This is a genomic window from Thalassococcus halodurans (assembly GCF_900108225.1).
Taxonomy (GTDB): domain Bacteria; phylum Pseudomonadota; class Alphaproteobacteria; order Rhodobacterales; family Rhodobacteraceae; genus Thalassococcus; species Thalassococcus halodurans.
Map to the genome: position 1 here is coordinate 14,902 of NZ_FNUZ01000006.1, position 18,048 is coordinate 32,949.

Here is an 18,048-nt window from a genome sequence, read left to right on the forward strand (position 1 = left end):
GATAAAATGTGTATAGTTGTATAGGATAGCGCAAAGTTGTCGACATGAAAGATACTGTAGAGGCGGAAAACCCGCGAAAAATCTGGATGAGCCTCTTGGCAAAGGCACCTGAGGGTCGAGTTTCAGAGCTTTTGAACGCCGCAACCCAGCGCCCGGATTTTACGTGGCTGCGCGCGCCCGAGATCGGTAGCACTATGGTGCGCGGCCGTGCTGGCGCGACAGGTGCGCCGTTTAATTTAGGTGAAATGACCCTCACACGCTGCGCGCTCAAGCTGAGCTCAGGTGAGGTTGGTCACGCCTATATACAGGGGCGCCGAAAAGAGGACGCAACGGCTGCGGCCCTTGTCGATGCGTTGATGCAGACCGATCAGGCCACGCTAGTCCAGACCGCCATTCTCGACCCGATTGCCAAGGAAATTGCTGCGCAAAAACAAAAGCGTGCTGAGAAAGCTGCGGCCACGAAAGTTGAGTTTTTCACCATGGTCAGAGGAGAGGATTGATGGACGCCGACGTTCTCTCAGGAGGCTTTGCCAATCCCGCGATAGACGCGGCCCAAGCCTTTCGCTCGGTCATGGAAGCCATGGCGCGGCCGGGCCGCATCTACGACATCATGGGCGCTCTGCCGCCCGCGCCTCTGTCACCTGCTGCGGGCGCTGTTTTGCTCACGCTTTGCGACCCTGACACATCAGTTCATCTGACAGGCCCTACCGATTGCGACGCGGTGCGTGCTTGGCTCGCGTTCCACACAGGCGCGCCATTTGTAGGCCCTCATCATGCGGACTTTGTGCTCGGACGCTGGGAAGATTTGGGAGAGCTGTCCCAATACCAGATCGGGACCTCGGAATATCCGGACCGTTCTGCGACCTTGATCGTCGAATTGCCCAGCCTTGAGGCAGCGGGCGCAACCTTGACCGGCCCGGGCATACAAACAACCGCAGCGTTGTCCTTGCCCGAAACAGCGGCATTTCAAACGAACCATGGGCAGTTCCCGCTTGGCCTCGATTTCATTTTCACCTGCGGCGATCAGGTCGCGGCTCTACCCAGATCGACGGAGGTGTCCTAAATGTATGTTGCAGTCAAAGGCGGCGAGGCCGCGATCGCAAACGCCCATGCTTGGCTGGCTGAAGAGAGACGCGGCGATCCATCTGTGACCGAGCTGTCGATTGCGCAGATCCGAGAGCAACTCGCACTTGCCGTGAACCGCGTGATGGCCGAAGGATCGCTCTATGATCCGGACCTTGCGGCCTTGGCGATCAAACAAGCGCGGGGGGACCTGATCGAGGCGATTTTCCTCATTCGGGCTTACCGCACCACACTGCCGCGTTTTGGCGCGTCCGAACCGATTGATACAGGTGTGATGGCCTGTGATCGCCGCATTTCGGCGACCTTTAAGGATTTGCCAGGGGGGCAGGTTTTAGGCCCAACATTCGACTATACACACCGTTTGCTGGACTTCAAACTTGCCGCCGATGGGGAGACGCCAGAGGCGCCGACGCGCGCGACGGAGCGCTCAGATGTGCCGCATGTTGCCGAGTTCCTCAATGGCGAAGGTTTGATGGAGGAAGCGCCACGTGACGATAGCGTGCCGCCTGATTTGACGCGTGAGCCGCTTGAGATGCCGGCAGATCGCGCGCTGCGGTTGCAAGCGCTCACCCGCGCAGACGAGGGGTTCACTTTGGGCCTCGCTTATTCCACCCAGCGTGGCTACGCCCGAAACCATGCTTTTGTCGGTGAATTGCGCATCGGTAGCGTTCCCGTTGAAATGGACATCCCAGAGCTGGGTTTTGCGATCGATATAGGAGAGGTGACGGTCACGGAATGCGAAACTGTGAACCAGTTCACAGGGTCTAAAACCGAGCCTCCCCAGTTCACCCGTGGCTATGGGCTAGTCTTTGGTCAGACCGAGCGTAAAGCGATTTCCATGGCGCTTGTGGATCGCGCGCTCCGCTGGGAAGAACTGGGCGAAGACTTTGTTGGCGCGCCAGCGCAAGATGCGGAATTTGTCCTCTATCACGCGGACAATATCCAAGCGACGGGCTTTCTCGAACACATCAAGCTGCCGCATTATGTGGATTTCCAATCCGAGCTCGAGCTTGTGCGCAAACTGCGCCGCGAGGCGATGGAGAATACCGCGCAGGAGGCCGCCGAATGAAACATGTCGTTTTTGACATTGGCGCGGTTTTGATCGATTGGCAGCCTGCTTTGGCATGGGCTCAGGATCTGGGCAGGGCGGAAACCGAGGCGTTTTTGAAACGGGTTTCTTTCGATAAATTGAATCTGGCCTGTGATGCTGGAGCACGTTTTGAGCAGGCCGCGCGCCTGATTGATGATCCCGAAGACGCCGAGCACCTGCGCCAATATGTCGAGCGCTACACAAAGACGGTGCCGCATAAAATCCAAGGAACTTGGGACATTCTTTACACTCTCAAAAATGAAGGCGTGCGCGTTTTTGCCATCACAAATTGGTCCGCTGAAACCTGGCCCGAGGGCTGCAAAGCGCATCCAGAGCTTGCCGAGGTTTTCGAGGCGACGGTCGTGTCTGGGCAAGTCGGCATGATCAAACCAAGCGTTCAAATTTTCCAGCACTTCTGCGACTTGGCGGGGGTGGAGGCCAGTGACTGCGTCTTTATCGACGACGGGCTTCACAACTGTGTCGGCGCGCGGACCGCGGGCATGGACGCAATTCATTTTACGGGGCCAGACGCGCTCGCGCAGGGTCTCAAACAGAGGGGGCTGCTATGAGCGAGAGCGCCTACAATTTTGCCTATTTGGACGAACAAACAAAACGGATGATCCGCCGTGCGATCCTCAAGGGGCTGGCCATTCCAGGCTACCAAGTACCCTTTGCCAGCCGTGAGATGCCGATGCCTTATGGCTGGGGCACGGGTGGCGTTCAGGTGTCTGCGGCGGTGCTGCACCCCGAAGATACCTTCAAGGTCATAGATCAAGGCGCTGATGATACGACCAATGCTGTGTCTATCCGCACGTTCTTTGAAAAAACCGCGCAGGTCAAAACCACCACGCGCACGTCTGAAGCGAGAGTCATTCAAACGCGCCACCGCATCCCGGAAGAGGGTTTGACCGAGGATCAAATCCTTGTTTACCAAGTTCCTATTCCCGAGCCTTTGCGCTTTTTGGAGCCGCGAGAAAGTGAAACGCGCAAGATGCATAGCCTCGAGGAATATGGCCTCATGCATGTAAAACTCTACGAGGATATTTCGCGTCACGGCCATATCGCGACGTCTTACGCCTATCCGGTCAAGGTCGAGGACCGCTACGTGATGGACCCCTCTCCGATCCCGAAGTTTGACAACCCGAAATTGGGTGACATGGCAGCGATCCAGCTGTTTGGCGCGGGCCGTGAACAGCGGATCTATGCCTTGCCTCCTTACACAAAGGCCGTGAGCCTCGACTTTGAGGACCACCCTTTTGAAGCCTCGAAAGCAGATCACCCTTGTGGTCTGTGCGGGGCCGAAGACAGCTATCTCGACGAGGTCATTGTGGATGATGAGGGCGGGCGCATGTTTGTTTGTTCAGACACGGACTACTGCGAGGGGCGCCGCGCCAAAGGATTTGTCGGCGCAATGGCGGCGACAGATCAGATGGCTGCGACCACCATGACCAAACCCACATTGGAGGTGTTGTGATGAGCCGCGCAGATCAACCGCTTTTGTCCGTCAAAAGCCTCTCAAAATTCTACGGCGCTCATATTGGCTGCAAGGATGTGAGCTTTGATCTCTACCCGGGCGAGGTCATGGGCATCGTTGGAGAATCTGGCTCCGGCAAATCGACTTTGCTTAACTGTATGGCGGGGCATCTCGCGCCTGATCGGGGCGAAGTGGTGTTTGATACCCGCGCCGATGGACCACGCGATACGGTTCAAATGTCCGAACCAGAGCGGCGCATGCTCAGCCGCACAGACTGGGCCTTTGTGCATCAACATGCGCGGGACGGTCTGCGCATGGGGGTCAGCGCGGGCGGCAATGTGGGCGAGAGGCTCATGGCCGTTGGCGCGCGCAACTACGGTGATATTCGCGGCAAGGCCACCGATTGGCTCCAGCGGGTCGAGATTAGCGCGGATCGCGTCGATGACCGTCCGACCACCTTTTCAGGCGGGATGCAGCAGCGTTTGCAAATCGCACGGAATCTCGTCACCGGCCCGCGCCTTGTGTTCATGGATGAGCCGACGGGCGGTCTTGATGTCTCTGTACAAGCCCGTTTGCTGGATCTGGTGCGGGGATTGGTGCGCGACATGGGACTGTCTGCGATCATTGTCACCCACGACCTCGCCGTTGTGCGCCTACTGGCGGATCGATTGATGGTTATGAAGTCAGGTCACGTGGTCGAAGCAGGTCTCACCGACCAGGTGCTCGATGATCCACAGCATGCCTATAGCCAACTTCTTGTCAGCTCTGTTTTGCAGGTGTGAGCCATGATTGAACTGAACAACGTTTCCAAAACCTTCACTTTGCACAATCAGGGTAGCGCTGTGATCAATGTGCTTTCGGGTGTTTCGCTGAGCGTCGCTCGGGGTGAGTGCGTGGCGCTCACTGGCGCGTCGGGGGCGGGGAAATCCACATTGATGCGGATGATCTATGGCAACTACTTGACTCAAGCGGGCGAGATTAAGATCGGCGAAACGGATTTGGTCAAAGCTGAGCCCCGCGAGGTCATCGCTCTGCGCCGTGAGGTGCTGGGATATGTCAGCCAATTCCTCCGGGTTGTGCCGCGCGTGCCAACGATTGATGTTGTCTCCGAGCCTTTGCGTGCGGTTGGCGCAACGTCCGAAGAGGCAACCGCGCGTGCCGAAGAGCTTTTGTCGAAGCTGAACATCCCTGAGCGCCTCTGGTCCTTGTCGCCAACAACGTTTTCAGGCGGCGAGCAGCAGCGTGTAAATATTGCCCGCGGCTTCGCCCATAGCTATCCCGCCATGCTGCTAGATGAGCCGACAGCCAGTTTGGATGCCGCAAATCGCGAGGTTGTCTTGTCCCTCATCGAAGAGGCCAAATCACGCGGCGCTGCCATCATTGGGATTTTTCACGACGAGGCGGCGCGTGAGCGGGTTTGTGATCGGGAAATTGATGTGACGGAGTTCACCAGAGGACAAGCCGCATGAAACGGGGATGTCTCATTGCCGTCGTTGGCCCATCTGGAGTTGGCAAAGACAGTGTAATGATGGGAATAAAAGCGGCCTGTCCAGAGGTGCATCTCGTCAAACGTGTGATTACCCGCGCGCCTGAACTTGGCGGTGAAGACTATACTGCGGTGACAGTGCCCGAGTTCGAACGCCGTGCTGAGCTGGGGGAGTTTGCTGTCCATTGGGGCGCCCATGATTTGTTTTATGCGATCCCTCAGAGCGTAAAGGCCAAGTTGGCCGTGGGCCAAACCTGCCTCGCGAATTTCTCGCGCTCAGCGCTTCTTAGAGGTGCCGAAGCGTTTGATGCCTTTCGGGTCCTCAACATCACGGCATCGCCTGAGGTGCTAGCAAAGCGCCTACGTGCCCGAGGCCGCGAAACCGACGCGCAGATTGAAAAACGTCTCAAGCAAGCGGATAAACCTCTGCCCGAAGGATTGGATGTGGTTCATCTCGCAAATGAAGCGGAACTGGATGCAACCGTGTTGCAGGCACTTGCGCTTTTGAAGCTTGAGAAGGTTTCGCAATGAACAGGCCTGCGCGTCAGAAGACCGGTCAGACAGGGCGTCACAGCGCTGTAACATCCCCTAAGTAGATCAGATCAAATGCGGCGCGCTGACTTGGTCCCGGCCTCCGGAAAAACAACCAAACGCCAATATTTTCAAGAAGAGTTAACCATGAATTCTCCCATCGATCACACTAATCTTCCGAATTCTGGCGACGCCGCGCAGGTGAGTGATATTTGCCTCGCAAATGCAAAATTGGTTCTCAGCGACCAAGTGGTGCGCGGGTCGATTACCGTTGAAAGCGGCGTGATCACGGAGATCACCGAGGGTGGAGACATCCCGTCGGGCGCGATTGACTGTGAGGGAGACTATGTCCTGCCTGGGTTGGTAGAACTGCACACAGACAATCTCGAGCGTCACCTTGAACCGCGCCCGGATGTAGATTGGCCGCACCTTCCGGCGCTTTTGGCGCATGATGCCGAGCTTGCCTCAACAGGGATCACCACCGTATTTGACGCGCTGCGCGTTGGCTCGATCCATACCAGTGGCAAAGGAGGCTATGGTGAATATGCCCGAACGGTCGCGGATGAATTGCTGGCCGCGCGCGCTCAGGGCGTGTTCAAAATCAGTCACTTTATCCACCTTCGCGCAGAGATTTGTTCCCAAACGCTGCTCGAAGAATTGGCCCGCTTTAGCCCAGAAGATCGTGTGGGCATTGTTAGTCTTATGGATCACACGCCGTATCAACGCCAGTTCCGCGACCTGAGCGCGCTTAAGACCTATGTTGCGAAAAAGCGCGGTATGAATGACGAAGAATTCAAAGCGCACGTGGCTAATTTGCTGAACCTACAAAATCAGTTTGGGGCGAAACACGAAGCCGGCGCCTTGGCCGAGGCAAAACGGTTGGGTGCCGTGCTCGCCAGTCACGATGATACAACAGCCGAACACGTCGCGACCTCGTCGGAAAACGGTGTCAACTTTGCAGAGTTTCCGACAACAGTTGAGGCAGCCGAAGCCTGTAAAGAGCACGGCATCGCAGTCATGATGGGGGCGCCGAATTTAATCAGAGGCGGCTCTCATTCAGGCAACGTCGCAGCCATTGAACTTGCATCGGCAGGTCTTTTGGACATTGTGTCCTCAGACTACGTGCCCGCAGGACTTTTGCTCTCGGCATTTGAGCTTGCGAAGGTCTGGGGCAACTTGTGCCGTGCCGTTTCGACAGTGACGCGAAATCCTGCGAAAGCTGCCAAGTTGACCGATCGTGGTGCCTTGGAGACTGGCTTGCGTGGGGATCTGCTCCGTGTCCGAACCTTTGACGACAAACCCATTTTGCGTGGGGTTTGGAGTCAAGGCCGACAAGTCGGCTAGCCTGAAAACATTCGATTCAGAGTGCGTGCAAAAAATATAAAAGGCGAACCTCTGCTCCTTCGCCTTGCTTCAATTCGAAAGACAAGAGGTTCTTGCTGACGTCATTGTGCGGCTACTGGTTTAGACCAGTCTTCCCATTCTGCACCAGTCGCGAACAGTGGACCGTCCCAGTTAAACGGGATCTGGTGAATGATGGTGTCGCGCTCTTGGATCAGAAGTACATGATACGCGGGCTCCATAGGGCCACCGGCCAGCAACTTGGTTTCTTTCATGTCCGGGTAGGATTGGTTGCAGGTGGACGGCACGCTTGAAAATGGAATGCCGCAATAGGTTCCATGGATTGGGGCATGCACATGACCAAAATGAATATAGTCGATTTTGGCTTTATAGGTTTCAAGTAAAGCCCGTAACCTTGGGCGATCTTCGGCGACCAGGGCGATTTGATCTTCGGCAGGCAGTTTGATCTCCATCGGGTTGTGATGCAGGAAAATGCGCGCGTGTGTCGCTTTTTCGAGTTCGGCCTGTAACCAAGCGCAGCGATCAGGCCCAAAATGGCCAGCATGCGTCAACGGTTGAGTGCTATCTAGATAGATGAAACAGCTGTCCCCAACCACTTCCGAATAATTCACGTAACCATGTGCATCTGTTTCTTGCTCCGGAAAAACCGAGAGGAAGGTTTCGCGGTTGTCATGATTTCCCACCAATAGACGGACGGAGATAGCCTGTTGGGCCAGCACATCGCGCAGGGCTGCATAAGCCTCGCGCTCTGCCCAGTGGGTCAAGTCACCTGTGATCACGATACGCGCAGCGTCAGAATGATTTTCGTTCACATCATTGAGTGCTTGGGCTAGCCGTTTGTGCGGGTTTAGCCCGCCCATTCGTTCGCCGGGAACGGTAAAGTGGATGTCGGAAATATGGACGATTTTCATCTGCTCGGCCCTTCTAAATAGGAGGCGGCCGCCAGCAAAAGCCGACGGCCGCGTTTGTGGTTAACCGTTTGGCAGCAGGTCAGCGATTTCTTCGGCCAGCTCTTGTTGCAGCTCTTTCATGTCGGTGGCGTCGCCGGTGACGATGCGCTCGATGCCGTCGTAAATCACTTGCGTGATTGCCAGACCATTGTCGCCCGGATAGGCCAGCCAGTCGCGCAGCAGCGGCAGCTGATCTACGGCGGTCTGCTTGTTCGGGTTCTTATCGTAGAAATCGGCGAGGATGATCTCGTTCGCGGCCTTGTTCGGCGGCATATAGCCCGTGGTTTTGGCCACTTCGGCCGCGCCTTCGCCCGAGGTGATGTACTTGAGCCAGGTCCAGGCCGCTTCTCGCACCTTTGGATCGTCAGAGGTTGATGTCAGCATCGCCGCGTTGCCGCCCGCAGGCAGACCCATGGGCGCGCCGTCCAGACCCGGGAAGGGGCCCGTGACCAGTTCGAAATCGCCTTGGCTGCGCTCAACCGCGCCCAGAGCAGAGGTGGACCAGAACATCATGCCGATCTCACCGGCCGAGAAGGACGCCAGCGCGGCCTTCCACTCAAGGTTCTGCATCTCGCATTCGGTGAAAATCTCCTGCATCTGCTCCAGCGCGACCAACGCCTCGGGGCTGTCCATGGTCACATGGCCATTTTCAACAATCGCCTTGTCCTGCGACCACAAAAGCGCCTGCATGAACCAGTTACCGGTGATGTTCCAGCCCCAGAAGATAGGGTTGTCGATGCCGTTGGCCTTCATGGTCTTGCAGGCCGCGATCACGTCGTCCCATGTCTGCGGCAGCTCTTCGATACCGCCTGCGCGTATGATGTCCATGTTGTAGTAGCCGACGGGCAGGGACACGGAAAACGGTAGGCCGTGTACGTTGTCACCGAATGTGGACAGCGACAGCATCGCGTCGTGGTAGCCGTCTTTCTCAAAGTCCGCTTCGCCCGCGATGAAGGGCTCAAGAGACTTGGCAATGCCTTTTTCAACAAGGATTTGCTGACGGTTCAGGCCCTGCATCGTCACGTCTGGAAGGTTACCGGACACCGCTTCGCGCAGGATGGTGTTTGTCCCGTCTTCGTAGGATTCGTACGTCGCGCGGAAGTTAACTTCGATGTTTGGATGCGCTTCGTAGAACCCAGGCATCATCGCTTCGTAGGTTACGTCAAACAGGTGGCTGTAAGGGTAAGCGAAATCGATCGTGACTTTGTCTTCCGCCAGGGCGGCAGTGGCAGACAAGATTAGGGCCATTGCAGAAGTCGTGAATTTCATGTTCTCTCTCCAATTGTTGACCGCCTTTGGTTTGGCGACTGCGGCGGTCATCTCAAGTCATCCCTTTTGGGATTGCGTTGGTAGGCCGGGCTTTTGCCCGGCTTACTTCATTCCGGATAGGGTGATCCCCTCGATAAAGCGCCGTTGAGCGACTAAGAAAGCAACGATCAGCGGCGTGACGATAACGGTGGCGGTGGCCATCATTGGGCCAAAGAAACTTCCGTCTCCATCGCCTTTGAATTCGCGCAGGCCGAGCGGCGGCGTAAACAGATCGCGATTGCCGGTTACCACGATGCGTGGCCAGAAATAGTCATTCCAATGGGCGACAACAGAAAAGATCGCAAAGGCCAGTAGGGCTGGGATCGCGGTAGGCAGCATGACGCGCCAGACGATAGCGAACTCTCCCATACCGTCCATGCGTGCCGCATCGATCAAGTCATCGGGCACCGTTATGAAAAATTGACGCATCAGGAAAATACCAAAAACAGAGATTGTCCATGGCACGACGAGCGCCGCATATGTGTTGGTAAGCCCAATTTTGGCCAGCATAATATAGAGCGGCAGCGCAATCGCATGCACAGGGATCAGCAGGCAGAACAGTACCAAAGAAAACACCGCCTCGCGGCCCCAAAACTTGAGTTTGGCAAGCGCGTAGGCGGCGGGCAAAGCCACCACAATCTGGATCAAAAAGATTGACGCCGTTACGATCACACCGTTGAGCAAGTAGCGCAGCAAAGGCGCTTCGGTGAAGGCTTTGGAATAGTTGAAAACAATCGGGCGCATCTGGCAGTCGGATACCGCTTCTGCCACCAAAGCATCTCGTATTTGGCTGTCCGTCTTATTCGGAAAACGTGGCACAGCGGCAGCAACATCTTCACGGTTCGGGTCGCGCAGTTTTACACAGCGTTCATCGACCATCATTTCTTGCCGTCCAAAGAAGCCGCCTTCGCCCCGGTCGATTTCGCCCGGCGATTTGAACGAGTAGCTGACCATCATGTAAAATGGGGCAATGACAATGAGTGCGCCCAGGATCAGGATCAGATGTTTCCAAAGATCGCGTGTCATCAATAGTGCACCTTGCGTTCGACCAGCCAGCGCTGGATCAATGTCAGGAACATCACAAAGACCAAAAACAGGACGGTGATGGCCGAACCGATCCCGATCAGGTTCTGTTGAACGCCTTTTTCAAAAATCGCGAACATCATCACATAGGTGGATTTGTTCGGCCCGCCGCCTTGCGGCCAAAAAGCTTCGATCGTGTCAAAGACCTGAAAGGCCCGGATGCAGGAAATGGTCACGACAAAAACAGTTGTCGGCCCAAGCGCTGGCCATGTGACCAGGCGGAACCTTTCCCACCCGGATTTCGCGCCGTCCATTTCCGCAGCGTGGTACAGCTCGCGGTGCACGCCGGTCAGGCCCGCGAGATAGAGCACCATGTTAAAGCCAAACCCTTGCCAGACGCCGATAAAACAGATCACCCAGATCGCGTAATCTCTGTCTCCAAGCCAAAGCGGAAAGCGATCCGCGCAGCCGTTCTTCAAGAAAGGAATGATCTCTAGAAATGTGCCACAGGACATTTCCAGCGTACGGTTAACCATGCCGATCGATGGATGCAGCATGAATTCCCACGCGATAGCCATGGCGAGAAGTGTGGCCATAACAGGCAGAAAATAAATGGTTTTATAAAGATCGCCAATTCTGCCCAGCGAGTTGATCAACAGCGCGGCACCAAGGCCCAAACCAACAGACAGGGGAACCACTGTGATCACATAGGTAAAGGTGGCGATGAACATCTTTTCGTAGGTCGAGCGAGAAAACAGACGATCATAGTTTTTCGTACCAACCCAATCGAAGGTATCATTGCCCAGCGAATAATCCGTGAAAGAGAGGATGCCTGCGATCACGACTGGCACCAAAAGGATCAAGATCATTAGAGCAAGCGCAGGGGCTGTGAGCCACCACGCTGTGCGGCGCTGCGCGGTCTCCGCAGAAACAATCTCGGGCGTATGGGTTTCCGCAACAGCCATGTTACGCGACTTCGCTGTGCGCAGGGATTAGGTGCGGGTTGAAGACGCGTTTGCCGCTGGAATCGAACAAGAGGGCGGCGCGCCCTTCGAAGGCTATGCCGACGTTGGCCCCGATTCTCAATGAGCGTCTCTGAACAGGAGTAGCGCGCAGAGTGACGCGGCCCTCTTGTCCCACAAGACTAATCTGCGCAAAAATCTCGGAGCCGAGGTTTTCGACATGGGCGACCTGACCTTTTAGCACTGCATCCTCGCTCGCAAGGCGCAGTGCCTCTGGGCGCAGACCCAGAAGCACAGGGCCATTCAGTTCATTAGGGGCCAAGGTCGGCAAAAGCACATCGCCGCACCTTAAGACCCCACCGGACGCTTCTGTGGGCAAAATGTTGATTTTCGGAGAGCCGATGAATTCAGCAACACGGATGTCCAACGGGTTATGGTACACTTCGTCTGGTGCGTCGCATTGCAGGATCTCGCCGTCCATCATCACGGCAATACGGCTCGACATCGTCATCGCTTCGACTTGATCGTGGGTCACATACACAAAGGTCGCGCCAATTCGGCGGTGCAATTCTGCGATCTCGGCACGGGTTTGAACGCGCAATTTGGCGTCCAAATTCGACAATGGTTCATCAAGCAAAAAGGCAGCTGGTTCACGGACCAAGGCGCGCCCCAAAGCAACGCGCTGGCGCTGACCACCGGACAACTGACCGGGCTTGCGATCGAGAAGCTTGTCAATTTCAAGCGTCTGCGCTGCGTGTTTGACAGCAGCAGCAATTTCGACGTTTTTGTCACGAGATCCCGGCAAAAACGGCCCGATCACAGGAAGCCGCTGTACAGCACTTAATTGGCGCATCTTCAGAGGCACTGAAATATTTTCTGCGACAGTCAAATGCGGGTACAATGCGTAGGATTGAAATACCATTGATAGGTTGCGATCCGCCGCGCGAATTCCCGATACGTCCTGTCCGTGAATGCGAATGGCGCCGGAGGTCTGGCCTTCGAGCCCGGCGATGATGCGGAGTAGCGTAGATTTTCCGCATCCAGACGGGCCAACCAGTGACACGAATTCCCCGTCAGCGATATCCAAGGAGATCCCTTTGAGCACCTGCGTGTCACCAAAGGTTTTGGTGACTTGATCAATCTGTAGATCGGCCATCTGATTCCCCCATCACTTGGTGGAACTCCTAAGAGGCGAAGGCGAAATTCCTATGACGTCATATTAGTGAAACCGATGGCTGATAGTAGCGTGACGCAAGGAGAGTCACATGCGCCCGAACCATCACCAGTTTATCGCGTTCTCCTATGTCGTGCGCGAAGGAAGTTTTTCCGCAGCGGCACGACGTCTGGGGGTCACTCAATCAACCGTGACGCAGCACGTATCGAAACTAGAAGAGCTTGTGGGCTCAGAGCTTCTGCTTCGTCGTCGTGATGGCGTTTCCCTCACACCGACAGGTCGGGATTTTTTCGGATTGGCGGACCGCCTTGTCGCTTTGGACTGCGAAATTGGTGAGCGCCTTCGTGGCTATTCATCCTTAAATGAAGGGCGTCTAAAAGTGATCGCGAACGCGCCACAACCGGCGTTACAAGTGATCGCAACTTTTAACGACCGCTTTCCGAATGTGCACATTGATTTCCGCTTGTGCGACTGGACAACAGCCAACCAACTCATTCGAGATCGTGTGGCGGATGTGGGCTTGATAACAGATGCGTCAGAGCGCGATGACTGGGAGCGGGTGGTTCTGCAAGAAACGCGATATGTCTTGTATTGCCGATCTGACCACGCTTTGGCAGATCGCGATATCGTTGGAATCGAAGATTTGATGGATCAGACCATTATTCTACCCGAACAAGGATCGCTGACGCAGCAAGTTGTTCACCAGAAATTGGCGGAGCGCCAAATGGAGCTGCCTCAACTTATTACAATGACGACCTTTCCTGTTATGTGCGAGGCAGTTAGGCAGGGCCTCGGTGCGGCAATATTCTTAAAAAACAGCAGTCACATTTATGATGGCTTGGTTGAAATTCCAATTCGAGATTTTCACCAGATTCATCAAACTTGTTTTGTGGCACCCAAAGATCGTGCCCGCCTAAAGTTAATCAATGAATTTCGCGCTGCGGCTCTCGCGATTACTTTTCAATAACTGAATGGTCGCGCCCGCGGCCAAGAAGTTTCCAACTTGAAGTTTAGATATTCATCACGCCCCCTGCGAACAGCCCATTTTTCCTATGCGCCATCGTGAAAGGGCATCGAGAGTGGTTTCCAGCGAATAGAATAGGTTGAATCTAAACTAAGCGCGCGGCCGCTTTCCTGACAAGAAGCTAGAACCGTCACGTCAGGCTATAGGATAGACAGCCATAGATATAGATTGAAATTCAGCTGATCTCGTTGGCTCGACATTGGCCGCCGTCGTGATCGAACAAGCGCAGCGAATGGCGGCAACCGCCCGTCTTACGTTGCAAAACAGCGGCGAACACCTCAAGATTGGCCATATTCGATGAAACAAAAAGCGAGACAATCCATGTCTCAAGCTTTCCCAAAATTCGCTAAGGCTTTGATTTAAATGGTGCCAGGGGCGGCGTCGCGTTCGGATGTTACACAATTGAAAGTATCGCAGCGGCGAAGCCCCTTGGTCAGTGGCGGCTATTGGCAGATCGCGTTGGCGCATCCTCACGCAAGAAGGGCGGAGAGCCGACTTTCGCTGCAAGCGCATCAAAGCGACGCGGGTTTTCGAAAGCAGACATGAGGGTGAAGGTTCGAGTTCTTAGAGCAAAAAAGTGTGGGAGGAACACTATAGCTGGGATTCACAGCCTATACGTGCAAGACATATGCATGACGTATTGTGAATAGATTTGTCGGAAATGTCTCAGTCAAGTAACTCAACAGAAACGGCAATCGCAGCCATGACGGACGCAGCAGAATTTGAGCGGCTTGCGACGAGCGTTCTGAGGATTGCCGATCCTTTGTACCAGAAGATTGTTCATACTGGAGTGAACACATCAGGCCAAACAATTAAAGACCCGTTAGACGGGATTTCGATTTGCAAAGATGAAATGGGACTTGATTACGCCATTGCTTGTGAACACACGATCACAGCACGATCAAGCATTGCTGAAAAATGGCTTGATCCCAAAAAGGGAGATCTAATTAAAGCCGTCGGTAGGCTTAATTCATACAAAGCCGAGAATCCTGATGTCACCCTCAAATTAGTGCTGACCAGTAAAAACATTCCTCCATCAGACGTGATTCAAAGCGCCCATACCGAGGCTGCGAAACACTCGGTGGAATTGGACGTTTGGTCAAACGACAAACTGTCCAACGTTTTAGACGTTCATCCAGATGGCCAATTCATTCGCTCAAAGTTCTTCGGTACGGCTCAGACGAGACTTTCACGTGATCTCGCAAATGATATTTCACAAACTCAGTTGTCGAGTTATGCACCGTTGGCCTCCAGGGACCAATTGATAGTACGAGATGTTTTGACCGCGTGTAGGGCTCTTGAAACAATATCATCCTCTGTCGTCTTTCTAAATGGTTCCTCAGGAGCGGGCAAATCCGCATTTTGTCACCAACTTTGCAAAGGTATAGTTGATAGCGGCGGTTTGAGTTTTGTTGTTACCCATGATGCTTTGGAGAAGAGTTCGTCTTTTTCCCAAGCCATCCGCGAGAGCTTAGTCGCGGAAGTTCCCTCCCTGACTTTAGACGATCCAGTCGACGAACTTGTTCGCATATCTCAAGGGCAAGGGGTGCAGATTTGGATCGAAGATATTAACAAATCAAAATCGCCCACTGATCTGATAACAAAGCTGTATCGTTTTTCCAGAGATTTCGACAAGCAAAACAAAGACCCGCAAGCTAGGATTTTGAAAGTTCTGTGCCCTGTTTGGCCAGAGAACCTTCGCGATCTTCCACCAGAAGTGAGCAAAGACGTTCAAAGTCTTGTCGCTGACCTTGCGGGTTTTAGTGATCACGAAGCCAGAGAAGCAATCCGGAGGCGAAGCCAAGCCTCTGGTGTTGAGTTGACGAATGTAGAGGCTGATGAGGTGCGCGAACACCTTGGCAACGACCCCCTTTTGATTGGGTTATGGACGGGGCACGGTTCTGAAAGTGCGAGTGAAGTCCTCTCCAAGTATGTCAAAAATTCCCTTTCAAAAGTCTCTAAGGCGAACACCCGCTCCGTATATTCGCTCCGTGAGTCAGTGATTTCAATTGGCGCTTGGATGCTTGAAAATCGCATCAATGATCCTTCGTTTGAACAGCTATCTGCCAGATTTAGCTCGACACCAATCTTCGTAGATATTGAAGCTCTATGCAGTGCGGGGCATCTATTAAGAGAAGTTCCTCAAGGAAATCAGTCGAAACTCGGTTTTAGACATGATCGCGTAAAGGACTTTCTGCTGATTGAAGCAATCTCGAACGCATTATCCCGGGAGGACTATTCTCAAAACTACCTATCCGACCCGTTCTACTCCGACTTGGTGGCTCGAGCTTCTATCAGAGCGGACACACCGGTAGCGTTTTGGGATTTTGCAAAATCCAGCATTCCTTTGATTTGCTTTGGTGCGTTGAAGCATTGCCAGGGGGGGGACCCAAAGATTGCAAAGCGCTTGCTGAAAGATTGTGAAGAACTGGTTGACGCTGGCTTGCTCGAGAGTGTCCCGAAGCAAATTCGATGGGCTATTGAATGGCAAATCGCTGGCCTGCAAGGTAGTCACTTCAAAAAACTTATTGAGGCCACCGATAAGGACACACATGCGGGTCGTGAAGCCAGAGTCTTAAATGGCGAAGTCAAGGCAGCAGCGAACCTTTGCTACAAAGTAGAGCCCTATTCCAATGCGCCTTTCCGGGATCGTCTCATTGCACATGTTCGTGCACGGCATGGAACCAAGTGGCTTGAAGACATAGCTGCGATTGTCAGCGACACGACCAACACGGAGAAACAACGGGAAGCAGCACTTTACCTCGCTGGGGAGTGTGCCGACGAACGATTGGCAGAGTCCGTCACTGAGTCTTGGAAAATGATGAAAGATCACGGAAGTGAGTTATCTTACGGGATGCTGTTTGCCGCAGTCTCCTGTTTAAGTGGCTTCGACGAGCAGACATTGGAAGATGTTTTCAAGGCTTGGGAGGCGTTGCCCACCGAAGATCCAGAGGGCAAAGATACTTCAGGGCTGAGTAACCGTCGATACAATGTAGCGAAATACTGTCTGGCTGGCGGTTTGAGGCGAGTTTGTAGCGACAGGACGCTGCGACCCCTAATCCAACTAGCTACAACCAATGAAGACATGGGGCATGTGATTTATGTGTGCCTAGAGCAGATTGACCATCCACTAGCTGCCGTTTTTGTGGCTTCTTATATCGCCGGTATCGACAAGCGTGTCGAAGGTGAAAAAGGCTCGTTCAACTCGCTCGCAAGTTCAAGGTTTGGGCTTTTCGGCTCAGACATGGACCACAATGTTCGGTACACGACGCCCGCCTTGCAATTGTTAAGATCTGAATGGGAGAACACAGAGAACGAATATTTCTTCCGAAAGCGATGCTTTCAGCTTTGGCGAGCATCTGCCAGCGTGAAACAGTTGCAACGGCTCGCGGAATGCTCGCCAAAAGGGCTTGAAGATGAGTTGCTGCTTTCCAGATGCCGCATCGGCGATATCACGGCGGTTCCTGTCCTAAGGGAAAAGATTAAAGAGCGTCGTTCAAACGGCATCTACTGGTTTCAGTTCATTCGCCAATTCGACAGTCGCTTGTTCGAAGATCTCATTTTGTGGAAGTTAAAAGAGATCGCTGTCGCATTGAAAACAGGCAGCAAGCCAGACTGCAGCGCGGATAGGACTATAACTGGCATACTGGCTGATCGCCGCGATGAGTTCGCAGAGAGGACGATTGTCGAACATTGGGAAGATTTGCAGCATCGCTACAACTACCCCCATGTTTTGTTGTGTATTGCCACACCCGCAACTCTCAGGATCCATGCGCTTCACGTCGAAGGCATTGAGGACAAGGAGGAATATTTCAAGCTTCTTGGCTTTGCATATGGCTTCCGTAACCCAGACAGATTAGGCATAACTGAGGTCACCCAACTAAAGGCTCTTGAACCATACCTCGATCACTTCAAAGCCAGTTTGATTGATGAGCTTTGGGATGAATGTAACGATAAAGGGTTCATAGACTGGCGCAAAGAACACTTAGACAAACGGCTTTCTGAAAAGAATTGGGCCTTCAATCAAATCAACGACGAAGCGGCTTTTCGCGATATAGATGAAAGACTGGCAAATCGTAGCAGCGTAGAAATGGCGGCTTACTTATGGTCAAGCATCTGGCGACGCGACTCAAACTCCCCCCGGCAGCTCATCGACACGGCTGTTCGCTATGTCCAAAGCCGAGCAAGCAGCGACGCCGCTGAATTCTTTGCAGAACTGTTGGCCTTGTTCGGGACGCGAGATGATTTGCCGTTTCTTTCAAAGCAAGTAAGTGCCGGGCTACTCACCCAAGAGCAATATGAAGGCACGGTGTTTGCTGTGCAAAAAAGGTCTTTGATCTAGGAGCAAGTTATGTGGGGGAAAATCGCGCATCGCAGAATTAGAAGTACAGCAAGACCTCGTCGATTGTGTAAACCCGCCCTTTCGAAAGCTTTGGAGCTGAAGTGAATGGCCGGAACACCTGGCCGCACCGCAGCACGCGAGTACCTGATCGAGTGACCGCTTTGGGCCGTTCGCGTCGCGAATGAAAAGCGTGAAAATGTAAGGCTGGCAGAGGTCGTGGCGCCCCTAAGGGCGCACTT

General features: G+C 54.0%; 16 protein-coding genes. 11 read left to right on the forward strand and 5 right to left on the reverse strand.

Going from position 1 to position 18,048, the window contains the following annotated elements; all coding sequences use genetic code 11:
• Window positions 1-44 precede the first annotated feature (44 nt).
• From phnG to C4S59_RS15930, 9 genes are all read left to right on the forward strand, one after another.
• The gene (gene phnG, locus C4S59_RS15890; RefSeq protein WP_103911521.1) at window positions 45-500 is read left to right on the forward strand and encodes a phosphonate C-P lyase system protein PhnG; all 456 of its coding nucleotides are present in this window, start codon (window positions 45-47) and stop codon (window positions 498-500) included.
• Complete coding sequence (phnH, locus tag C4S59_RS15895; protein ID WP_103911522.1) at window positions 500-1,063, forward strand: phosphonate C-P lyase system protein PhnH; 564 nt, start codon at window positions 500-502, stop codon at window positions 1,061-1,063. The genes phnG and phnH overlap by 1 nt, the downstream gene beginning before the upstream one ends.
• Entirely contained in the window at window positions 1,064-2,152 is a 1,089-nt protein-coding gene (locus tag C4S59_RS15900; protein WP_103911523.1) for a carbon-phosphorus lyase complex subunit PhnI, read from the forward strand.
• Window positions 2,149-2,742, forward strand: coding sequence for an HAD family hydrolase (locus C4S59_RS15905; protein ID WP_103911524.1), 594 nt, complete (start codon window positions 2,149-2,151; stop codon window positions 2,740-2,742). The genes C4S59_RS15900 and C4S59_RS15905 overlap by 4 nt, the downstream gene beginning before the upstream one ends.
• Window positions 2,739-3,647 (forward strand): alpha-D-ribose 1-methylphosphonate 5-phosphate C-P-lyase PhnJ, encoded by a 909-nt coding sequence (locus C4S59_RS15910; protein ID WP_103911525.1) that lies wholly within the window; start codon window positions 2,739-2,741, stop codon window positions 3,645-3,647. Before C4S59_RS15905 ends, C4S59_RS15910 begins: the two co-directional genes overlap by 4 nt.
• Window positions 3,647-4,429 carry a phosphonate C-P lyase system protein PhnK gene (gene phnK / locus C4S59_RS15915; RefSeq protein ID WP_103911526.1) on the forward strand — a complete coding sequence of 261 codons (783 nt, stop codon included), beginning with the start codon at window positions 3,647-3,649 and terminating at the stop codon, window positions 4,427-4,429. Before C4S59_RS15910 ends, phnK begins: the two co-directional genes overlap by 1 nt.
• Before the next feature lie 3 nt (window positions 4,430-4,432).
• A complete protein-coding gene (gene phnL / locus C4S59_RS15920; protein ID WP_103911527.1) occupies window positions 4,433-5,116 on the forward strand; it encodes a phosphonate C-P lyase system protein PhnL in 684 nt (227 codons plus the stop codon).
• The gene (gene phnN / locus C4S59_RS15925; RefSeq protein WP_103911528.1) at window positions 5,113-5,664 is read left to right on the forward strand and encodes a phosphonate metabolism protein/1,5-bisphosphokinase (PRPP-forming) PhnN; all 552 of its coding nucleotides are present in this window, start codon (window positions 5,113-5,115) and stop codon (window positions 5,662-5,664) included. The genes phnL and phnN overlap by 4 nt, the downstream gene beginning before the upstream one ends.
• A 147-nt stretch (window positions 5,665-5,811) precedes the next feature.
• Window positions 5,812-7,008 carry an alpha-D-ribose 1-methylphosphonate 5-triphosphate diphosphatase gene (locus tag C4S59_RS15930; protein WP_103911529.1) on the forward strand — a complete coding sequence of 399 codons (1,197 nt, stop codon included), beginning with the start codon at window positions 5,812-5,814 and terminating at the stop codon, window positions 7,006-7,008.
• A 101-nt stretch (window positions 7,009-7,109) separates the two neighbouring features.
• Here C4S59_RS15930 and C4S59_RS15935 read toward each other — a convergent pair whose 3' ends face one another.
• From C4S59_RS15935 to C4S59_RS15955, 5 genes are all read right to left on the reverse strand, one after another.
• Window positions 7,110-7,937, reverse strand: a complete 828-nt coding sequence (locus C4S59_RS15935) for a metallophosphoesterase (RefSeq protein WP_103911530.1) — start codon at window positions 7,935-7,937, stop codon at window positions 7,110-7,112.
• A 60-nt stretch (window positions 7,938-7,997) separates the two neighbouring features.
• Window positions 7,998-9,245: an extracellular solute-binding protein gene (locus C4S59_RS15940; protein ID WP_103911597.1), complete on the reverse strand. Its 1,248-nt coding sequence runs from the start codon at window positions 9,243-9,245 to the stop codon at window positions 7,998-8,000.
• 102 nt (window positions 9,246-9,347) lie between these two features.
• A complete protein-coding gene (locus C4S59_RS15945) occupies window positions 9,348-10,310 on the reverse strand; it encodes a carbohydrate ABC transporter permease (protein WP_103911531.1) in 963 nt (320 codons plus the stop codon).
• Entirely contained in the window at window positions 10,310-11,272 is a 963-nt protein-coding gene (locus C4S59_RS15950; protein WP_103911532.1) for a carbohydrate ABC transporter permease, read from the reverse strand. Before C4S59_RS15950 ends, C4S59_RS15945 begins: the two co-directional genes overlap by 1 nt.
• Before the next feature lies 1 nt (window position 11,273).
• On the reverse strand, window positions 11,274-12,425 hold the full coding sequence (locus C4S59_RS15955) for an ABC transporter ATP-binding protein (RefSeq protein WP_103911533.1): 1,152 nt from the start codon (window positions 12,423-12,425) through the stop codon (window positions 11,274-11,276).
• Window positions 12,426-12,534: 109 nt separating this feature from the next.
• Here C4S59_RS15955 and C4S59_RS15960 point away from each other — a divergent pair, with 109 nt between their 5' ends.
• Both C4S59_RS15960 and C4S59_RS15965 read left to right on the forward strand, forming a co-directional pair.
• Window positions 12,535-13,410 carry a LysR family transcriptional regulator gene (locus C4S59_RS15960; protein WP_103911534.1) on the forward strand — a complete coding sequence of 292 codons (876 nt, stop codon included), beginning with the start codon at window positions 12,535-12,537 and terminating at the stop codon, window positions 13,408-13,410.
• Between the two features lie 760 nt (window positions 13,411-14,170).
• Window positions 14,171-17,809, forward strand: a complete 3,639-nt coding sequence (locus C4S59_RS15965; RefSeq protein ID WP_103911535.1) for a hypothetical protein — start codon at window positions 14,171-14,173, stop codon at window positions 17,807-17,809.
• Window positions 17,810-18,048: the final 239 nt, after the last annotated feature.